At 45.9% G+C, this 19,008-nt stretch carries 19 protein-coding genes and 2 rRNA genes (1 of these 21 only partly in view); 15 read left to right on the forward strand and 6 right to left on the reverse strand.

The features are described from left to right. The first annotated feature begins 79 nt into the window (after positions 1 to 79). Positions 80 to 877 carry a recombination regulator RecX gene (recX, locus tag CEF20_RS03105; protein ID WP_100330432.1) on the forward strand — a complete coding sequence of 266 codons (798 nt, stop codon included), beginning with the start codon at positions 80 to 82 and terminating at the stop codon, positions 875 to 877. On the opposite strand, the gene CEF20_RS03110 is transcribed toward recX, so the two are convergent. Further along, positions 874 to 1,545 (reverse strand): SDR family NAD(P)-dependent oxidoreductase, encoded by a 672-nt coding sequence (locus CEF20_RS03110; protein ID WP_100330433.1) that lies wholly within the window; start codon positions 1,543 to 1,545, stop codon positions 874 to 876. The genes recX and CEF20_RS03110 overlap by 4 nt on opposite strands. Before the next feature lie 72 nt (positions 1,546 to 1,617). Between CEF20_RS03110 and CEF20_RS03115 the strand changes: the two genes are divergently transcribed. After that, complete coding sequence (locus CEF20_RS03115) at positions 1,618 to 1,953, forward strand: YfhH family protein (protein ID WP_269799209.1); 336 nt, start codon at positions 1,618 to 1,620, stop codon at positions 1,951 to 1,953. Between the two features lie 9 nt (positions 1,954 to 1,962). Further along, on the forward strand, positions 1,963 to 2,232 hold the full coding sequence (locus CEF20_RS03120) for a YfhJ family protein (protein WP_100330434.1): 270 nt from the start codon (positions 1,963 to 1,965) through the stop codon (positions 2,230 to 2,232). A 122-nt stretch (positions 2,233 to 2,354) separates the two neighbouring features. Here the strand turns inward: CEF20_RS03120 and CEF20_RS03125 are convergent, their stop codons facing one another. Beyond that, the gene (locus CEF20_RS03125) at positions 2,355 to 3,341 is read right to left on the reverse strand and encodes a metal-dependent hydrolase (protein WP_100330435.1); all 987 of its coding nucleotides are present in this window, start codon (positions 3,339 to 3,341) and stop codon (positions 2,355 to 2,357) included. Between the two features lie 97 nt (positions 3,342 to 3,438). Here CEF20_RS03125 and mutY point away from each other — a divergent pair, with 97 nt between their 5' ends. Then, the gene (mutY, locus tag CEF20_RS03130; RefSeq protein WP_100330436.1) at positions 3,439 to 4,563 is read left to right on the forward strand and encodes an A/G-specific adenine glycosylase; all 1,125 of its coding nucleotides are present in this window, start codon (positions 3,439 to 3,441) and stop codon (positions 4,561 to 4,563) included. A 68-nt stretch (positions 4,564 to 4,631) separates the two neighbouring features. Here mutY and CEF20_RS03135 read toward each other — a convergent pair whose 3' ends face one another. Next, entirely contained in the window at positions 4,632 to 4,856 is a 225-nt protein-coding gene (locus CEF20_RS03135; RefSeq protein WP_100330437.1) for a hypothetical protein, read from the reverse strand. A gap of 100 nt (positions 4,857 to 4,956) precedes the next feature. Between CEF20_RS03135 and fabL the strand changes: the two genes are divergently transcribed. The 4 genes from fabL to CEF20_RS03155 all read left to right on the forward strand — a co-directional run bounded on the left by fabL (position 4,957) and on the right by CEF20_RS03155 (position 8,769). Continuing rightward, positions 4,957 to 5,706 (forward strand): enoyl-[acyl-carrier-protein] reductase FabL, encoded by a 750-nt coding sequence (fabL, locus tag CEF20_RS03140; RefSeq protein WP_100330438.1) that lies wholly within the window; start codon positions 4,957 to 4,959, stop codon positions 5,704 to 5,706. Positions 5,707 to 5,778: 72 nt separating this feature from the next. Continuing rightward, positions 5,779 to 5,988, forward strand: coding sequence for a gamma-type small acid-soluble spore protein (locus CEF20_RS03145; protein WP_100330439.1), 210 nt, complete (start codon positions 5,779 to 5,781; stop codon positions 5,986 to 5,988). Between the two features lie 357 nt (positions 5,989 to 6,345). Next, on the forward strand, positions 6,346 to 6,876 hold the full coding sequence (gene ntdP, locus CEF20_RS03150; protein ID WP_100330440.1) for a nucleoside tri-diphosphate phosphatase: 531 nt from the start codon (positions 6,346 to 6,348) through the stop codon (positions 6,874 to 6,876). A 144-nt stretch (positions 6,877 to 7,020) separates the two neighbouring features. Further along, positions 7,021 to 8,769 (forward strand): ABC transporter ATP-binding protein, encoded by a 1,749-nt coding sequence (locus tag CEF20_RS03155; protein ID WP_100330441.1) that lies wholly within the window; start codon positions 7,021 to 7,023, stop codon positions 8,767 to 8,769. A 136-nt stretch (positions 8,770 to 8,905) separates the two neighbouring features. Here the strand turns inward: CEF20_RS03155 and CEF20_RS03160 are convergent, their stop codons facing one another. Further along, positions 8,906 to 9,997: an FUSC family protein gene (locus tag CEF20_RS03160; RefSeq protein ID WP_332849190.1), complete on the reverse strand. Its 1,092-nt coding sequence runs from the start codon at positions 9,995 to 9,997 to the stop codon at positions 8,906 to 8,908. 268 nt (positions 9,998 to 10,265) lie between these two features. Beyond that, the gene (locus CEF20_RS03165; protein WP_100330443.1) at positions 10,266 to 11,552 is read right to left on the reverse strand and encodes a glutamate-1-semialdehyde 2,1-aminomutase; all 1,287 of its coding nucleotides are present in this window, start codon (positions 11,550 to 11,552) and stop codon (positions 10,266 to 10,268) included. 138 nt (positions 11,553 to 11,690) lie between these two features. Here CEF20_RS03165 and CEF20_RS03170 point away from each other — a divergent pair, with 138 nt between their 5' ends. The 4 genes from CEF20_RS03170 (at position 11,691) to perR (ending at position 14,411) form a co-directional block, all read left to right on the forward strand. Continuing rightward, positions 11,691 to 12,089: a potassium channel family protein gene (locus tag CEF20_RS03170; RefSeq protein WP_100330444.1), complete on the forward strand. Its 399-nt coding sequence runs from the start codon at positions 11,691 to 11,693 to the stop codon at positions 12,087 to 12,089. Positions 12,090 to 12,282: 193 nt separating this feature from the next. After that, complete coding sequence (gene bcp / locus CEF20_RS03175; RefSeq protein ID WP_100330445.1) at positions 12,283 to 12,753, forward strand: thioredoxin-dependent thiol peroxidase; 471 nt, start codon at positions 12,283 to 12,285, stop codon at positions 12,751 to 12,753. Between the two features lie 14 nt (positions 12,754 to 12,767). After that, entirely contained in the window at positions 12,768 to 13,715 is a 948-nt protein-coding gene (locus CEF20_RS03180) for a D-2-hydroxyacid dehydrogenase (protein WP_100330446.1), read from the forward strand. Positions 13,716 to 13,958: 243 nt separating this feature from the next. Further along, positions 13,959 to 14,411 carry a peroxide-responsive transcriptional repressor PerR gene (perR, locus tag CEF20_RS03185; RefSeq protein WP_100330447.1) on the forward strand — a complete coding sequence of 151 codons (453 nt, stop codon included), beginning with the start codon at positions 13,959 to 13,961 and terminating at the stop codon, positions 14,409 to 14,411. Positions 14,412 to 14,626: 215 nt separating this feature from the next. Here perR and CEF20_RS03190 read toward each other — a convergent pair whose 3' ends face one another. Continuing rightward, the gene (locus CEF20_RS03190; protein ID WP_100330448.1) at positions 14,627 to 14,977 is read right to left on the reverse strand and encodes a YgzB family protein; all 351 of its coding nucleotides are present in this window, start codon (positions 14,975 to 14,977) and stop codon (positions 14,627 to 14,629) included. 146 nt (positions 14,978 to 15,123) lie between these two features. On the opposite strand from CEF20_RS03190, the gene CEF20_RS03195 reads away from it, so the two are divergent. The 3 genes from CEF20_RS03195 to CEF20_RS03205 all read left to right on the forward strand — a co-directional run. Then, entirely contained in the window at positions 15,124 to 15,987 is an 864-nt protein-coding gene (locus tag CEF20_RS03195) for a nucleotidyltransferase-like protein (protein WP_100330449.1), read from the forward strand. A 238-nt stretch (positions 15,988 to 16,225) separates the two neighbouring features. Beyond that, positions 16,226 to 17,780 (forward strand): 16S ribosomal RNA (locus CEF20_RS03200). A 166-nt stretch (positions 17,781 to 17,946) separates the two neighbouring features. After that, positions 17,947 to 19,008, forward strand: a 23S ribosomal RNA gene (locus tag CEF20_RS03205); it runs 1,872 nt beyond the window's last position. Together the 16S and 23S rRNA genes form the textbook arrangement of a ribosomal RNA operon.

Consider the following 19,008-nt stretch of genomic DNA (forward strand, 5'->3'; position numbering starts at 1 on the left):
CTTCGTTTCTTTATATTTTACTGCATTCTTATAAATAACATATGAAATATGTTAAAGTGATCCGTAAGAGGTGAAGAAGATGGCCATTATTACAAAGATATCCGCCCAGGAAAAGCGGGCGGATCGCTATAATGTCTTTCTGAATGAAAAATACGCTTTTAGCGTTGATGAAGCGGTGCTGATTCGATTCGGCCTAAAGAAAGGAAAGGAGCTCAGCGAAGGAGAAATCGCAGAGATTACCGAAAAGGATCAGATCCGCAAAGGCATCAATATAGCCGTTCAGTTTCTGTCGATTCGCATGAGATCGGAGCAAGAAGTACGGAAGCATCTGGAGAAGAAGGAAGTGAATCCAGCCCATATCGGGGAAATTATTCGCTACTTATATCAGCTCCATTACTTGGATGATTTGCAGTTTGCCAAGGCGTATGTGAGGACGCAGCTTCGGACGACAGATAAAGGGCCGAATGTGATCGAGCGTGAATTGAAGGAGAAAGGGATCGCGCCGGCTTTCATTGAAGAGGTGCTGAATTTCTTTAGTTTCGACCAGCAGCTTGAAAAAGCCGCCGCTCTAGCGGAAAAATACAGAAAGAAAAACACGAAGGAATCCGCCATCAGACAAAAGCAAAAGATTGAGCAGGCATTGATGAGAAAGGGGTATAGCTGGAACGTGATTCAAGAAGCCCTATTACAAACAGAGTCTGCCGATAAAGAGGAGCAGTGGCAGGCTCTGTTGTACCAGGCGGAAAAAGCCCATCGCCGATACAATAAATACACCGGCGGCGAATACCGGCAGAAGATGAAGCAATCGCTGTATCGCAAAGGCTTTGATATCAGCGACATCGAGAAGGTGATCGAGCATCTGCAAGGGGAAAATTAATGGGATTCAATAATGATTTCATTCTTATCCTTTGCTTGGGAAGCAATGATGCTTGCCACTTCTTCCGGCGTTTTTAATTTAGATGTATCTTTTACATGATCGGACAGCTCCCAAAATGGGGTATTCATTCCTCCCATGTAGACAGCAACGAAGCGGATTCGGCTTGGTTCGAACTCTTTCTGCAGGCTTTCCGTAAATCCGCGCAGGGCAAATTTGCTTGCGCAATAAATGGCTTCATTTTTCTTTCCGCGCAAGCCCGCTGTTGAAATAATATTGATGACGCTTCCGCCAGAGGTCATAAGCGGAAGAAAAATCTTCGTCATAATAATCGGCGCGTACACATTGGTTTCAAACGTGGTCTGCAAATCATCTATATCTATTTCCGCAAAAGGTCCGAAAATACCGATCCCCGCGTTGTTAATAAGGAGATCGATGCTTTGCTGTTTAGACAGAAAACGATTGGCTAAACGCTCGATCTCGGCTGGATTCCGCAAATCAAGCGAGTGGATCGTAGCTTGTCCGCCGGCAGTGATGATCTCACGCTGAACAGAAGCGAGCTTATCAGCTTGGCGGCTGATTAAATGGGTATGATATCCTTTTTGACCATATATTATCGCTAGCTCTTTTCCAAGACCTGAGCCACCGCCAGTAATTACACAGTTTCTCAACCCTCTCATCCTTTCAGACTTTCTTAAATGCTCTTCTTTTACTATACTTAAGGGAAAAAGGGTGTGCAACTGGTGGAAATAGAGAAACGCTATAGTGAGATGACAGAGTATGAATTGCGGCAGGAAATTGCCCGGCTTAAAGAAAGAGCGAAAAAGGCGGAACAGATGGGGATAGTCAATGAGTTTGCCGTGCTTGAGCGAAAAGCTTTAATGGCGGAAGCTTATCTCATGAATCCGGCCGACTTTGAGCCCGGAAAGATATACGAAATGCAGGGGGCGCCGGGCACGTTTTTTAAAATCAGTTATTTAAATGGTGTGTTTGCTTGGGGCTACCGCTTAAATGGCGATGGTAAAGAGGAAGGCTTGCCGATTTCTATGCTGAAACTTCAAAAAGAGATAGAAGAGTGAGGGATCATTATGGAAGAAATCTTTGAGCGGCTAACGAAGCTGCTGCTGGATCGAAACACAAGCTTAACTTATGCCCGCGCCCGCGCCTGGGTAGAGCATCTTTGGGAAGACTTTGAGGCAACCTATGCGAAAGCGGGCTATAAATACAAAGGAAAAGAAATGACTGAAAAGGTTGTACGCCAATGGATTGACAATTATGGGAGCCGGCTGCATGAGTTTGCCAGCCGAAATGAAAAGTACCGCCATTTATTGGCGGATAACAGGGATATAAAGCATTAACAAACTCCGCTATCCGGAGTTTTTGCTTTTCTTGTGCCGGAAATCAGTCTCTGAATAGAAAGGGCGCCAGCGGAGAAATAAAGCCATCCAAAAGGCCGCTGCGGAACCTTTGGATGGCATGTTTAATGGGATTCAGGAATAAATTCCAACTTCTTTCTCAGCTTTTCTTCGCTGAAGATCCAGCCGGTATAAGAGCCTATAATATGATAGTCAAGATCCAGCTGAACGACGGCCACAAATGGGTAGTAGCCGTTGTTGCGATAGCGCAGATCAATGAATTTCACTTCGTAGCAATCATCATATTCAGCTACTTCCCAGCGATAGACAGGGGAGAAATGAAGAAAAGCGGAAAGGTTATCATCTTTCTTCGCTTCTTCAAAGAGCCGAGTGTTTGGAATGGGTACGCGCTTGTATTTATCCAGAATCGTGACAGAGCGCCGGTATCCTCTGGCTACATAGAAGTGTTCCGGTGTTTTTACCGCAATTCTCCATTGATTGAAACGGATGGTCGGTGCTATGATAATTTCTTCCGCATCGGGAATGAGGCGGCGGACGGCATTTCGAACAGCTCCCTGCATTTGAAAGCGCAATATATAGTATCCGATGAGAACGAAATAAATCGTGATAAATGTGTATCCTGGATGATATCCGAATATCCAGAGAACAAGGCCGACTACATGGGCGGAAAAGATAAAGGGATCAAAGGTATTGATCACACCGAGCGCTACCCATTTAGATGAAAAAGGCCGGAATGCTTGGGTTCCGTAAGCATTAAATATATCAACAAAGACGTGCAGAAATACGGCAAACTGGCTCCACAGCCACAGATGAAGAATGTTGCTTTCCGGCAAGAGAAGCGAGATGACGGCCGTAATCAGCACAGGCCATAAGAGAACCGCCGGAATGGAGTGGGTAGCTCCCCGGTGATTGCGAATATAGACAGCGTTATTTCTAAGCTTTAAGATGGTATCTATATCAGGAGCTTGTGAACCGATGACGACTGCTGCTAATACCGCATACTTTGTAGCGGAATCGCCAGCAACTGCAGGATCAAGCGTTGACAGACCTCCTAAAGCGAATCCCATAACGAAATGAGTTCCAGTATCCAAAAAGGCTACCTCCTTTAAGTAGGATGCGGATCTGAAAGGATAGTATTCATTTATTCCCTTTCTTACATATATTTTAACATTTTCATGGAGGTAAGTTGTGAAATTCACATCATTAAAAAACATCGGAAGCATCGATATCCCGAAATTCCAAGAAGATTTAATTGCCTGGTACCAACAAGAGAAGCGTGATTTGCCGTGGAGACGCAGCCCGGATCCTTATAAAGTATGGGTATCTGAAATCATGCTTCAGCAAACGAGAGTAGATACAGTCATTCCGTACTTCAACCGGTTTATGGAAAAATTCCCAACGATCGAAGCGCTTGCAGATGCCGAAGAAGAACAAGTGTTAAAGGCATGGGAAGGCCTCGGTTATTATTCACGGGCTCGCAATTTGCAGGCGGCTGTGCGAGAGGTGAAGGAGAATTATGGGGGAAGAGTGCCTGATACGAAGGATGAGATTTCCTCTTTAAAAGGAGTTGGACCGTACACGAGCGGGGCAATTTTGAGCATTGCGTACGGGGTGCCGGAGCCGGCGGTTGACGGCAACGTCATGCGGGTGATGGCACGCATTCTCTCTATTTGGGAAGATATTGCCAAGTCTTCCTCCCGAAAAATATTCGAAGAGGCCGTCCGGCAAATGATTGCCAAAGAGGACCCCTCTTCGTTCAATCAAGCGCTGATGGAACTCGGCGCCTTGATTTGCACTCCGGCATCTCCATCCTGCCTCCTTTGTCCTGTACGGGAGCATTGCCGTGCTTTTCATGAGGGCGTAGAACAAGAGCTCCCGGTCAAAACACGCAAAAAAAATAGCAAGCATGTACATCTTGGTGCGGCGGTGCTCATGACAGAAGACGGGAAGGTCCTTATTCAAAAACGGCCCGAGACCGGACTTTTAGCGAATTTATGGGAATTTCCAAACGTTGAATTAAGCGGAACAGGCAATCCAAAAGAGGAAGTGAATCGGTTTATTCAAAAGCATTATGGATTATCCGCTAAGCTTAAATCAGAATCGGCTACTAAGATTCAGCATGTCTTTTCCCATTTAACTTGGGACATTGATGTCTTTTGGGGAACGGTTCATGAGGCTTCTTTCACCAATGAAAAACGTCAATTTGTTCCGGTCTCGCAAGTAGAGACATTTGCTTTTTCAGTGTCCCATCAAAAAATATGGAAAACGATCAGGAATCAGCAGGATATTTCTTCAGAAAGCCCATCCGAGTAGCCCTCTGCCAACGGATGGGCGGCAGCTGCTGAGCACTGGATTCAAACTCCTACAACTGGCCGAGCCGATCAGTCATAAGAAATTTGCGTTCCGGAAGTGTAGCGGGCTTCTTGCTTATTCAGCCCGCCGCGGCGCATGATTTCTACTGCGATATCCCGATGAATCGTTTGTCCCTCTGCATTTAAGTAAGGAACGATCTGCTGGAAAGAATGATGGAAAAAAGCAAGCTCTTGGTCTGTCCAATCATTGACCGACATCATTTGCAATTCGGTTAAATCTCGGCCGACATACATGAAGAATCCCCCTTTCTTTATGGATAGAATGCGCTTGTCAGTTGTTCATTATGCGAAGAGAAAGTAAAATACAGAAGAATGAGGCGAAAGGGGAATAAGCATGGAGCAAAAAGTAGCACTAGTGACAGGCAGCAGCCGCGGAGTAGGAAAAGCAATTGCGTTAGAACTTGCAAGAAAAGGCTATCATCTTGTTATTAACTATGCGCGCAGCAAAACAGCCGCTCAAGAGACGGCGGAAGAGATCAAGGCATTGGGCCGGGAAGTCCTTCTCGTTAAAGCCAATGTCGGCGATGTGGACAAGGTGAAAGCGATGTTTGCTGAAGTGAAGGAGAAGTTCGGCCGTCTGGATGTGTTCATAAATAACGCCGCTTCCGGTGTTCAGCGGCCGATCATGGAGCTTGAAGAGAAGCATTGGGATTGGACAATGAATATTAACAGCAAGGCTTTATTATTCTGCGCGCAAGAAGCGGCGAAGCTGATGGATCCAAAAACCGGCGGCAGTATCGTCAGCATTAGCTCGCTCGGCGCGATCCGCTACTTGAAAAATTACACAGCTGTCGGCGTATCAAAAGCGGCGCTGGAGGCGCTGACTAGATATCTTTCCGTAGAATTAGCGGAGAGAAACATTGTTGTAAATGCTGTATCAGGCGGTGCGATTGATACAGATGCTCTTAAGCATTTTCCGAACCGCGATGAAATTTTGGAGGATGCGAAAGCCAACACGCCAGCTGGGCGCATCGTTCGCATGGAAGATATGGTCCACGCGGTCATGTTTTTAATTTCGGAGGGGGCTTATATGATTCGCGGCCAGACGATTATCATTGATGGCGGCCGCTCGCTGTTAGTGTGAATTTTTTTTCAAAAGAAATTGGATAATTCTTTCTCAACTTGGGCAAGTTAGTGTTTGTGGAGGTGAGAAAGAATGAAAAATCAACCAAATAATAAGCAAAAAACAATGGCTGGTACTGACGTGAACCATGTGAAACAGCAAAACGCTGCTTCTGCAATGGGTCAAAATGCGCAAAATGCTGCTTTTGGTACAGAGTTTTCTTCTGAAACCGATGCACAGCATGTCAAGCAACAAAACGCTGAATCAGAAGCTCGTAAAAACCAAGCTTCAAAGAACAGCTAAAACCTTAGCTCCACGATTTAACGGCTAGAAGAAAGAGGTTGCCTCCTGATGTTCAGCAGGCAACCTCTTTCTTGTTCTTCCGCCTGTAAGCTGCCCCTTACAGAAGGGCGCTGGAAAGCCAAAGTCTAAGCTGGAGAACACGGCCCCTAAATACCCGATTCAGATTACAAAGGCATTGCAATGTTAGCCTCAGCATGAGAGGGATGATAGAAGCTGCTTCTTTCTTGGCCGCCTTTTGTCACTTTAGTTAACATTATTATATGAATTCGTTATAATAAGAAAATATAGAACGTTTGAAGCAAATAAACGAAGGAAAAAGTAATGGCAAACAGCTAGGAATGAAAGTAGGGGAGAATCATGGCGATTCCCAGAGAAGGTGAAGCCATCCAAATTCATAGTTACAAGCATGACGGGAATATTCATCGTGTTTGGGAAGAGACCATCGTTTTAAAAGCGACCAATAATCTGGTGATTGGCGGCAATGATCGCACGATTGTGACGGAAGCTGACGGACGGACGTGGATAACGAGGGAGCCTGCAATTTGTTATTTTCACGCTCGGCAGTGGTTTAATATCATAGGTATGCTGAGAACGGATGGAATCTATTATTATTGCAACATCAGCTCTCCTTTTGTTTATGATCAGGAGGCTCTGAAATATATTGATTATGATCTCGATGTGAAAGTATTTCCGGACATGTCTTATATTTTGTTGGATGAGGATGAATATGAACAGCACAGCAGGCAAATGAATTATCCGGATGTGATTGATAAGATTTTAAAGCGGAATGTGGATCATCTGATTTACTTGATTCATCAGCGCAAAGGTCCTTTTGCGCATGACTTTATTGAAAAATGGTACCGGAAATATGTAAAGCTGCAAGGCTGATATCTTTATTGGTGCAGGACGGGGCCTGTTGATTTCTTTTCAACAGGTTTTCTTTATGCTTCTTTCGGCGTTTGCTTAAGGGGGTTCATCTGCACGTGTAAGGAAAACCTTGACCGCTTGTGTTTTGGATGAGGGGGAGTCACAATGAATGTCATTAAAAGGTATATGAAGTTTGTTCGGCCGTATCGCTGGCCCATAATCGGAACGCTGGTGATTGGTGTGATCAAATTTGCTCTTCCGCTGTTTATTCCCATTTTAATCAAATATGTGATTGATGATATTATCGGCAGTGAAACGCTGACGGCTGGGGATAAACAGGAGCAGCTGTTTCTTTTGATTGGCGCAATGCTGCTCATTTTCGTTGTTTTTCGTCCGCCCATTGAGTATTACAGACAATATTTCGCCCAGTGGACGGGCAACAAAATTTTATATGATATTCGCGATCAGCTATTTTCGCATATTCAGAAGCTAAGCTTTAAATATTATGCGAATACTAGGGCTGGAGAAGTAATTTCTCGAGTGATCAATGACGTGGAACAAACGAAGAATTTTGTTATCACCGGATTAATGAATGTTTGGCTGGATGCGGCAACCATTCTTATTGCCATAGTCATTATGCTGACGATGAATGTGAAGTTGACCATTGTGTCGCTGATCGTCTTCCCGTTTTACGCTTTTTCAGTACGGTACTTTTTTGGCAACTTGCGCAAGCTGACAAGAGTCCGTTCCCAAGCTTTAGCTGAGGTGCAAAGTTATTTGCATGAACGCGTTCAAGGGATGTCCGTAATAAAAAGCTTTGCCATTGAAGATTATGAGCAGACGCAGTTTGAACATCAGAACAAAAATTTTCTAACGAAGGCGCTGGCTCAAACAAGATGGAACGCTAAGGCATTTGCCGTTGTCAATACGATTACAGATATAGCGCCGCTGCTGGTGATCGGCTATGCCGGCTATCAGGTCCTTCACGGGGAATTAACAGTAGGAACGATGGCGGCCTTTATCGCTTATATTGATAAGTTATACAATCCTCTTCGCCGGCTCGTCAATTCATCAACGACCATGACCCAAGCGATTGCTTCAATGGACCGGGTATTTGCTTTGCTTGATGAAGCCTATGATATTCAAGATAAGGAGCGGGCGGTAGAATGCTCCAATGTCAAGGGCCATCTCGTATTTGATCATGTGGATTTTGCTTATGACGAGGAAGAGACGGATGTTCTGCATGATATTGATCTCGATATTCGTGCAGGAGAAACGGTCGCCCTCGTGGGGATGAGCGGCGGAGGCAAGTCGTCGTTGGTCAGTCTGATCCCGCGTTTCTATGACGTAACCGCCGGCCGGATTTTACTGGATGGAACGGATATCCGCGATTTTAGAGTCCGCAGTTTAAGAGATAAGATCGGCATGGTGCTTCAGGATAATATTCTTTTCAGTGAATCTGTCAAGACGAATATTTTGCTTGGAAAGCCGGAAGCCACTGATGAAGAGGTGATGGCTGCAGCTAAAGCGGCCAATGCCCATGACTTTATCGTCAGCTTGCCTCAAGGGTACGATACGAAAGTAGGGGAAAGAGGCGTGAAATTATCCGGCGGCCAGAAGCAGCGCATTGCCATTGCCCGCGTATTTCTAAAAAACCCGCCCATCCTGATCTTGGATGAAGCTACATCAGCTCTGGATCTGGAGAGCGAGCATCTTATTCAAGAAGCGCTGGAGAAGCTGGCAAGAGATCGAACGACCTTTATCGTAGCCCACCGCCTCTCCACCATCACCCATGCCGATCGGATTATTTTGATGGAGCACGGAAGAATTGTAGAGAGCGGCACTCATGAACAGCTAATGAAAAAACAAGGAAGCTACTACCGGCTTTTCCAGGTGCAGCAGCTGGATTCATAATGGCGCTGATTAATAAGACAGACAAATGGCGAAACGCGGTTTGCGTTTCGCCATTTGTCTGTGGAAGAAAGAGGTTCAAGGCGTTCCAAATTCGGGGAGAATAGATTAAAAAGAGGCTGGCCTTTTTGGCAGCCTCTTAGTCAACCTCATCTACCTCCGGTGGTTCATCTTCATCCTGGTGATATCTGGAATAGCTTGAGATTAAGTGATCCAAGTGCTCCAAGCTTTCTCCATATTCCAAAATAGAAGACAGGACGTGAAGAATATGGATGGATTTATTCACTTCTTCGGCAGGTGCTGATTTCAGCTTCTCCGTAAACAGCGTAAGAAATTCTTCGCGGTTGAGGCTGAGTTCAAAATGCTCTTCGCTGTCAGCCGCCGGTTTGACTTTACCGATGAAACGAAGCAATAAATGCTCATGATAGCTCATTAAGTAATCGAGGTGATCCTGCATCGATTTTTGGTTCCCAGACTCGAGGTGATGGATTTCATTTTCAAACTGATTCATTCGCCGCAAAATATCAAAGCTTCTGCGGGCGGCGGTGATCATTTTCCGGTAAAGGACGATTTTTCGCTTTTTTGCCGTTATGTTTCTCTTTAAGGTTCCACGTTCTTCTTTATATAACAAATAGAGGTTATCGATCTTAATTAATCGTTCCCGGAGTTTGCTGATGTCCTTCTTTAATAAGTGATACTCAGTTCCGTTGCGCAAGCTTAAGCGAATCCACTTTAACGTATCCTCCGTCACCTGGTTGATTTGCATAAACAGCTTTGTTTCATATTTAGGAGGCAAAAAGATTAAATTTACGATGAAAGCGGAAAGCACGCCGATCATAATCGTGAAGAAGCGAATGGAAGCAAACTGAATAAACTGTTCATTTTGCACTTCCATAATCACGATGACTGTGACAAGAGAAAGCCCGATCGTTTTTTCCAGCCGCAGTTTTAAAATGACGCTAATTGTGACAATCGCCGCCAAGCCAACAATCAGAAAGTGATTGCCGAATAAGAGAACAAAGGAGATGCCGATAACCGCTCCGATAAAATTCGCCTGCATTTGCTCGACAACTGTTAAATAAGAGCGGTAAATAGTGGGCTGGATTGCGAATATTGCGGCGATCCCGGCAAACACTGGAGATGGCAGGTCGAGTAAGTATGAAACGAATAAAGCAAGCACAATAGCAATTCCCGTTTTGAAAATTCGCGCACCTAGCTTCATACAATCCATAATTCCTTTCTCAAATAAAGTATACTAAATGACAACTGTACCACGAATAGGCTTTATATAAACCATTTAATAACAAGCCAATAAATTACTATACAGTGCCTTTTAAACAATAGCAAGCGGAATCCACCCTTGTTCACATTATTTTATTATTTGTCCCTGTCAGATAGACCTGAACAGCCATTTTCCCCATTCTGAAGCGCTTCATTTAGAAGAAAGAGCAATAAAAAACAGGACTGGTGCTGTGAGCCAGTCCTGTTTTTTTATTGTTTTACAGTTGAGAGAAAGCATAGTCCGCCGCTTTCAATGTGTCCTCAATGTCTTTCTCTGTATGTTCAGTCGTTAAGAACCAGGCTTCATACTTAGACGGAGCTAAGTGAATGCCTTGGCTGAGCATCAATTTAAAGAAACGGCCAAACATTTCGCCGTCTGTCGCCTCGGCTTGCTCATAGTTAGAAACCAGCTGATCAGTGAAATAGAGGGTGAGGGCGCCTTTTAAGCGATTGACCGTAATCGGCACATTGTATTTCTGGGCGGAGGCTAAGATTCCTTCTTCCAGCATCGCTCCTAGACGATCGAGCTCTTCATATACGCCCTCTGTCTGCAGGACTTCCAAGCAGGCGATGCCCGCCAGCATGGAAGCGGGATTTCCGGCCATCGTTCCGGCTTGATAGGCAGGACCGAGGGGCGCCACTTTCTCCATAATGTCAACGCGGCCGCCGTATGCTCCGATCGGCAGGCCGCCGCCGATGATTTTTCCGATCGCTGTTAAGTCCGGATAAATGCCAAGCAGGTCTTGGGCGCCGCCGTATGTAAAGCGGAAGCCGGTGATGACCTCATCAAATATGAGCAAGGCTCCGGCGTCATGCGTCAGCTCCTTCACTTGCTCCAAAAAGCCTTCTTTCGGTTCGACGATCCCGAAATTGCCGACAATCGGTTCAATGAGGACGGCCGCCACTTCATTGCCCCATTTGGCAAGAGCTTCTTTCAATGGCTCGATTTCATTGAAAGGAACGGTGATGACTTCTTGCGCAATGCTTTTGGGCACGCCCGCTGAATCCGGTGTGCCTAAAGTAGACGGACCGGAGCCGGCTGCGACAAGCACTAAATCGGAATGTCCGTGATAGCAGCCGGCAAATTTAATGATTTTGTCGCGGCCAGTATAAGCGCGAGCCACGCGGATCGTTGTCATAACCGCTTCTGTTCCGCTGTTGACAAAACGGACTTTTTCCATCGCCGGCATGGCTTCTTTCAGCATTTTCGCAAATGTTACCTCATAAGGAGTCGGGGTTCCAAACAGCACTCCCTGATCGGCCGCCTTCTTAATCGCAGCGGCAATATGCGGGTGGGCATGCCCCGTGATAATCGGCCCGTAAGCGGCGAGGTAATCGATATATTGATTGCCATCTACGTCCCAAAAGTACGCTCCTTGTCCTCTTTCCATTGCGACAGGCGATCCGCCGCCGACCGCTTTATAGGAACGGGAAGGGCTGTTGACTCCCCCAACGATATGTTCAAGCGCTTCCTTATGTAGACGTTCGGAATTAGAAAAATCCATTAGTAGTAAGCCTCCTCTTATTTACTCTCTTTCCATTGTAGACTCGACTATCGCTATAATCAATGATTGCTCATCTTTCATAAAAAGAAAGGGCTTAGCGTATAGTTAGATCAAGAAGAAGGAGAGTAGGTGAAATGAGTGACTGCTGTAATCCTTAGTGCAGTCGTATTTTGTTTATCGATGAGCTTAAAGGGACTGTTTATGAAAGAACCGCAGCACCGCTACCTTTCCTTTCACTACTTTGTGTACTTCGGGTTTCTGTACCTTACATTAATGATCGGTTTTGCTCTTATATATATGTTGCTGCATATGAATGGACATGCTGTATGGGCGGAAGATGCATACAGCCATCTGGGGTTTTGGGAGCGGTTTTTCACTTCTTTATATTTTAGCGGAATCACTCTGTTCTCTGTCGGATATGGGGATATTGTGCCGGAGGGAGCGGGGAGATGGGTCGCATTAATTGAGGCCTGGACAGGCTATACGATCCCGACAGCCTTTGTTGTCCGCACAATGTTTGAAAAGCAGGGGCAGTAAACCGACTGCTTCATTATCAAGCCATAACGGGTGCAGCAAGGCGGCGATCCGCTCAAGTCTGTTCAATTCAGCATGATGCAGGCTGCAACCTGTTTTATCCCCCGTGATGGAAGCTTCACTTTATATTTGCCATATGATTTCTAATCCGCTACGCTAATAGTGAGAGCAGTCGAATAAAAGGAGGAGATGCCACATGCCATTGAAAATTGGTGAAGCAGCGCCTGATTTTACATTGCCAGCTAATACCGGGGAAGAAGTACGGCTGTCGGATTATAAAGGAAAGCAGGTTGTACTGTATTTCTATCCGAAAGATATGACACCGGGCTGCACAACGGAAGCTTGTGATTTTCGTGATCAGCATGCTGCTTTTTCTGATGTGAACACAGTGATTCTAGGAATAAGCACGGATCCGGTTGAGCGCCATAAGAAATTCATTGACAAATACGATTTGCCGTTCCTTCTGCTTGCAGATGAAGATCATAAAGTATGTGAACTCTATGATGTGTGGAAGCTGAAGAAGAATTTCGGCAAAGAATATATGGGCATTGAGCGCTCTACGTTTGTGATTGACAAAGAGGGAAAGCTTGTTAAAGAGTGGAGAAAAGTAAAAGTGAAAGGCCATGTGGAAGAAGCGCTTCAATTCATTAAAGAGGAGCTGCAATAGCGGGAGGGGTTGATTTGAAAACGGTATTTACATTTCGCCCGCCGCGGACATTGCAAGAAGAAATGAAGAGCAAGTATCCCGAAGCAGACTTTCTTTTTTACAAAAGTGCGGAAGAAGCGGAACGGCTGCATGAGGCGGAAGTGATCGTGACCTTCGGTGACGATTTAACCCCAGAGCATATCGGCTCCTGTCCTCATCTTAAGTGGATTATGGTGGCTTCGGCAGGAATCGATCATCTGCCTCTTCAAGCGATCGCAGACAGAAATATTTTAGTGACCAATGCAAGGGGCATACATAAAGTGCCGATGGCAGAATTCACAATGGGATTTATGCTGAACCATGTGAAGCGGTTCCCTGAACTGAGGAAGCTGCAAAAGGAGGAAACATGGAACAAACAATTGCCTTTGGGAGAATTGGCCGGTAAGCAGCTTCTCGTTTTAGGAACAGGTGCTATTGGCAGCGAAATTGCCCGGCTGGCGCAAGCTTTTCAAATGAAAACGATGGGCTTGAACCGAAGCGGCCATCCGGCGGAGCATTTTGCAGAAGTTCATCCAACAGCTGAACTTGCTGAGGTGCTTCCTGAAGCTGATTTTGTTGTGGCGATCTTACCAAGCACGAACGAAACGAAGGGGCTGCTGAAAGAGCATCATTTCCAAGCGATGAAAGAAACGGCCGCTTTTATTAATATCGGCCGTGGAGATATCGTAGAAGAGCAGGTGTTATTGGATGCTCTGCACAATGAATGCTTCGCTCATGCGTATCTCGATGTGTTTATTGAAGAGCCTTTGCCTGCTGGCCACCCTTTTTGGAAGCATCCAAGGGTGACGGTCACTCCTCATATATCCAGTATTACCAAGCGATATTTGCCGCGGGCGTTTGCGATTCTGGATCATAACTTGAAGCAGTATATTCAAGGGAAATCAGATTTCCAAAACAAAATAGATCTCACTAAAGGATATTAGGCTGAAAGCAAAGCGTCTCTAAGCTCATTTTTAGCTTAAAGGCGCTTTTTTTCTGTAAGCAATAAGTGATAAAAAGGGGAATTTTGGGTAGATATAAAGAAATAAGACAAAGCAGCAGAGGAGAGAAACCGGCTGGCTTTACAGGAAAGACAAGTTTTCTGTATTGACAAACTAGAGATATCATTAGTACACTAATTATAAAGATTCTAATATAATAATCCATTTTGTAAAGAAAAGAGGTGCATGGCGGTGTCCCATGAGCATGATCACTTAAAGGAAGCATTGGATACGTTAAAAGAAACTGGGGTCCGAATCACTCCCCAGCGTCATGCGATACTTGAATATTTAACTCAATCTATGACCCACCCAACCGCAGACGACATCTACAAAGCGCTTGAAGGAAAGTTTCCTAATATGAGTGTAGCCACAGTGTACAACAACTTAAGAGTGTTTCGCGAAGTTGGGCTAGTGAAAGAATTAACTTACGGTGATGCATCCAGCCGCTTTGATTTTGTAACGACAGATCATTATCACATTATCTGTGAGGAATGCGGAAAAATCGTTGATTTTCATTATCCGGGCTTAGATGAAGTCGAACAACTGGCATCGCATGTGACAGGATTTAAAGTCAGCCACCATCGCATGGAAGTGTACGGCACTTGTCCGGAGTGCGCTGATAAACAGGAAGTTCATTAAAAAGAACCTGCATTGATTAAGCGGTGTTTCCTTTGGGGTTCGCCGCTTTCTGTTTGCGGTTTTTCGAGATAACCAAGCCCTCTCCTATACGCCTTTTTCTCTTAATTAGGGAAGGGGTTTTTTTGTGCCTGATCCTTCTGGGAAGCAAGCATGCAGAAAGAACGATTGGACAAACGTACGGCCTTGAGATCAATTGATTTCAAGGCCGTGTGTGTTTATTGTTTCTTTTGATTATATTTCTCATCAAATTCTTTCCCCTCAAGCGATTGATCAAGGGTTAGCGGCTCTCTGCAATGCATGCACATATCCACACGCCCCAGCATTTTAGTCGGTTTCCCGCAATTAGGGCAAATGACCTGAACGGCTTTTGTTGACAGCATGCCGATCCAAAAGTAAACGACAGTGCTGGCGATAATACTAAGCAGTCCGAGGAGCATAAACAAAGTCATGATGAGAGGAGACTGCCTGAAGAATATTCCAGCATACATAATAATAAAGCCAATAAAAATTAGACTGAGTGCAAAAGTCCGTATGCGGTTAATTTTGCTTGAATACTTTTTCGCCATCAAATATGCCTCCTTAATAATAGAATATAACATAATTTTCAAAGGAAGGGACAGAGCGGAAGACGAACAAAATAATTAGAGGGTTTTTTTCATTTTTTGTCGAACATATGTGGGAAGAACAAACTCGTGTGTTTGGAGGAATTAGTATGGAAGACGTCCTTCGTCCGCTTTATCAAGAACGGACAAGCCAGCAAAATACTTTAGGGGTGATATCAGTTGAAAAGAGAGAACAGATCACACCCTTCACTGAGGACTTTGACACGATTTTGCTGGTTATTGTCAGCGAAGCAGAAGAGCCTGTCTTTGTTAAACATTATTTATATGAAAACGGCAAAGCGGCGCTGTATGTGGTGACCGAAGCCCAATTGAAAGAATGGCTGCTGCTTGGCAACAACCGCAGATTTATTGAATGGCTCTATCACGGCAAGACATTATTTGACCGCAATGAATATATACATGAATTAAAGCAGGAAATGAGAGAATTTCCTTTTTACGGCCGGAAGATGAAAATGTCGATTGAGTTTTCAAAGCTGATCAGAAGATATACAGACGGCAAAGCGTTTTTTAATAGCGGTCATTATTTAGACGCCTATAATCATGTCATGCACTCGCTGCATCACTTAGCCCGCCTTGCAGTCATTGAAAATGGATTTTACCCGGAAGTAACGGTTTGGCAGCAGATCAAGCAGATAGAGCCGGAAATCTATAAGTTATATGAAGAACTGCTAACGAGCGATGAAAATTTGCAAAAGCGTTTAGAATTGCTATTTTTGGCGAGCGAATTTCTTATTCATTCCCGAACGGAAAGCGGGGCGGCTCATTTATTGTCCATTTTAAAAGAGAAAGAGGGCTGGACGTTCCAAGAGTTGTTGCATCACACCGAGATTCAGCATTATGCAGTAGACTTAGGGATTATGCTGGAATATTTAATTGAGAAATCATTTATTAAAGTGCTTGCGGTGAAAACAAAAGGTCAAGGGATCTATCATCGTTACTACCAAGCAAAATAAAATATTTTTTATAAAAAGTGTTGACGTTATCTTTTTATCTTGGTATATTAATAAGCGTCGCTGCTGAAACAAACAGTTGCGGCGCAAAAAAAAACAAAAAGTTGTTGACTAGAAACTTAATTTTTGATAAGATGATAAAGTCGCTGTTAACGACACCAAATGATATTGATCCTTGAAAACTGAACAAAATAAACGTCAACGTTAATTCAATTTATTATTATGAGCTAAGCAAACAATCTTATCGGAGAGTTTGATCCTGGCTCAGGACGAACGCTGGCGGCGTGCCTAATACATGCAAGTCGAGCGGACTTAGCGGGAGCTTGCGCCCGTTTAAGTCAGCGGCGGACGGGTGAGTAACACGTGGGTAACCTGCCTGTAAGACGGGGATAACTCCGGGAAACCGGGGCTAATACCGGATGAGTTCTTTCTTCGCATGAAGGAAGATTGAAAGGCGGCTTCGGCTGTCGCTTACAGATGGACCCGCGGCGCATTAGCTAGTTGGTGAGGTAACGGCTCACCAAGGCGACGATGCGTAGCCGACCTGAGAGGGTGATCGGCCACACTGGGACTGAGACACGGCCCAGACTCCTACGGGAGGCAGCAGTAGGGAATCTTCCGCAATGGACGAAAGTCTGACGGAGCAACGCCGCGTGAGTGAAGAAGGTTTTCGGATCGTAAAGCTCTGTTGTCAGGGAAGAACAAGTGTCGGAGTAACTGCCGGCACCTTGACGGTACCTGACCAGAAAGCCACGGCTAACTACGTGCCAGCAGCCGCGGTAATACGTAGGTGGCAAGCGTTGTCCGGAATTATTGGGCGTAAAGCGCGCGCAGGCGGTCTTTTAAGTCTGATGTGAAAGCCCACGGCTCAACCGTGGAGGGTCATTGGAAACTGGAAGACTTGAGTGCAGAAGAGAAGAGCGGAATTCCACGTGTAGCGGTGAAATGCGTAGAGATGTGGAGGAACACCAGTGGCGAAGGCGGCTCTTTGGTCTGTAACTGACGCTGAGGCGCGAAAGCGTGGGGAGCGAACAGGATTAGATACCCTGGTAGTCCACGCCGTAAACGATGAGTGCTAAGTGTTGGAGGGTTTCCGCCCTTCAGTGCTGCAGCTAACGCATTAAGCACTCCGCCTGGGGAGTACGGCCGCAAGGCTGAAACTCAAAGGAATTGACGGGGGCCCGCACAAGCGGTGGAGCATGTGGTTTAATTCGAAGCAACGCGAAGAACCTTACCAGGTCTTGACATCCTCTGACCGCTCTGGAGACAGAGCTTTCCCCTTCGGGGGACAGAGTGACAGGTGGTGCATGGTTGTCGTCAGCTCGTGTCGTGAGATGTTGGGTTAAGTCCCGCAACGAGCGCAACCCTTGATCTTAGTTGCCAGCATTCAGTTGGGCACTCTAAGGTGACTGCCGGTGACAAACCGGAGGAAGGTGGGGATGACGTCAAATCATCATGCCCCTTATGACCTGGGCTACACACGTGCTACAATGGATGGTACAAAGGGCTGCAAGACCGCGAGGTTTAGCCAATCCCATAAAACCATTCTCAGTTCGGATTGCAGGCTGCAACTCGCCTGCATGAAGCCGGAATCGCTAGTAATCGCGGATCAGCATGCCGCGGTGAATACGTTCCCGGGCCTTGTACACACCGCCCGTCACACCACGAGAGTTTGCAACACCCGAAGTCGGTGGGGTAACCCTTACGGGAGCCAGCCGCCTAAGGTGGGGCAGATGATTGGGGTGAAGTCGTAACAAGGTAGCCGTATCGGAAGGTGCGGCTGGATCACCTCCTTTCTAAGGATAACGGAAAGTAAGAACGCTGTTCTTACTCCAACGAAACGTGACGTTTTATTTTGTTCAGTTTTGAAGGATGAATGCCTTCAAAAGATCAACATTGTTCTTTGAAAACTGGATAATATCGTATAAAGTAACCAAGCAATACCGAGTAATCGCCATTTTAGGTTAAGTTAGAAAGGGCGCACGGTGGATGCCTTGGCACTAGGAGCCGATGAAGGACGGGACTAACACCGATATGCTTCGGGGAGCTGTAAGTAAGCTTTGATCCGGAGATTTCCGAATGGGGAAACCCGCTGTTCGTAATGGAACAGCATCCCTGTCTGAATCCATAGGACAGGAGAAGGCACACCCGGGGAACTGAAACATCTCAGTACCTGGAGGAAGAGAAAGCAAACGCGATTCCCTGAGTAGCGGCGAGCGAAACGGGAACAGCCCAAACCAGAAGGCTTGCCTTCTGGGGTTGTAGGACACTCTATATGGAGTTACAAAAGAGCGGCATAAGCGAAGCGGTCTGGAAAGGCCCATCAGAGAAGGTAACAATCCTGTAGCTGAAATGCCTCTCTCTCCTGAGTGGATCCTGAGTACGGCGGAACACGTGAAATTCCGTCGGAATCCGGGAGGACCATCTCCCAAGGCTAAATACTCCCTAGTGACCGATAGTGAACCAGTACCGTGAGGGAAAGGTGAAAAGCACCCCGGAAGGGGAGTGAAAGAGATCCTGAAACCGTGTGCCTACAAGTAGTCAGAGCCCATTTATGGGTGATGGCGTGCCTTTTGTAGAATGAACCGGCGAGTTGCGATTTCATGCGAGGTTAAGCCGAGAAGGCGGAGCCGCAGCGAAAGCGAGTCTGAACAGGGCGAATGAGTATGAGGTCGCAGACCCGAAACCAGGTGATCTACCCATGTCCAGGGTGAAGGTAAGGTAACACTTACTGGAGGCCCGAACCCACGCACGTTGAAAAGTGCGGGGATGAGGTGTGGGTAGCGGTGAAATTCCAATCGAACCTGGAGATAGCTGGTTCTCTCCGAAATAGCTTTAGGGCTAGCCTCAAGGGAAGAGTCTTGGAGGTAGAGCACTGTTTGGACTAGGGGCCCCCATCGGGTTACCGAATTCAGACAAACTCCGAATGCCAAAGACTTATCCTTGGGAGTCAGACTGCGAGTGATAAGATCCGCAGTCAAGAGGGAAACAGCCCAGACCGCCAGCTAAGGTCCCCAAGTATAC

Origin of the sequence: Bacillus xiapuensis (genome assembly GCF_002797355.1) — a bacterium.
GTDB lineage: Bacteria > Bacillota > Bacilli > Bacillales > Domibacillaceae > Bacillus_CE > Bacillus_CE xiapuensis.

Bases quoted from the DNA above. Each gene is read 5' to 3' on its own strand.
- perR (WP_100330447.1), top strand. From the start codon at position 13,959: ATGGCGGTGTCCCATGAGCATGATCACTTAAAGGAAGCATTGGATACG.
- bcp (WP_100330445.1), top strand. From the start codon at position 12,283: ATGCCATTGAAAATTGGTGAAGCAGCGCCTGATTTTACATTGCCAGCT.
- CEF20_RS03165 (WP_100330443.1), bottom strand. From the start codon at position 11,552: ATGGATTTTTCTAATTCCGAACGTCTACATAAGGAAGCGCTTGAACAT.
- CEF20_RS03195 (WP_100330449.1), top strand. From the start codon at position 15,124: ATGGAAGACGTCCTTCGTCCGCTTTATCAAGAACGGACAAGCCAGCAA.
- CEF20_RS03190 (WP_100330448.1), bottom strand. From the start codon at position 14,977: ATGGCGAAAAAGTATTCAAGCAAAATTAACCGCATACGGACTTTTGCA.
- CEF20_RS03135 (WP_100330437.1), bottom strand. From the start codon at position 4,856: ATGTATGTCGGCCGAGATTTAACCGAATTGCAAATGATGTCGGTCAAT.
- ntdP (WP_100330440.1), top strand. From the start codon at position 6,346: ATGGCGATTCCCAGAGAAGGTGAAGCCATCCAAATTCATAGTTACAAG.
- CEF20_RS03145 (WP_100330439.1), top strand. From the start codon at position 5,779: ATGAAAAATCAACCAAATAATAAGCAAAAAACAATGGCTGGTACTGAC.
- CEF20_RS03155 (WP_100330441.1), top strand. From the start codon at position 7,021: ATGAATGTCATTAAAAGGTATATGAAGTTTGTTCGGCCGTATCGCTGG.
- CEF20_RS03120 (WP_100330434.1), top strand. From the start codon at position 1,963: ATGGAAGAAATCTTTGAGCGGCTAACGAAGCTGCTGCTGGATCGAAAC.
- CEF20_RS03160 (WP_332849190.1), bottom strand. From the start codon at position 9,997: ATGGATTGTATGAAGCTAGGTGCGCGAATTTTCAAAACGGGAATTGCT.
- fabL (WP_100330438.1), top strand. From the start codon at position 4,957: ATGGAGCAAAAAGTAGCACTAGTGACAGGCAGCAGCCGCGGAGTAGGA.
- recX (WP_100330432.1), top strand. From the start codon at position 80: ATGGCCATTATTACAAAGATATCCGCCCAGGAAAAGCGGGCGGATCGC.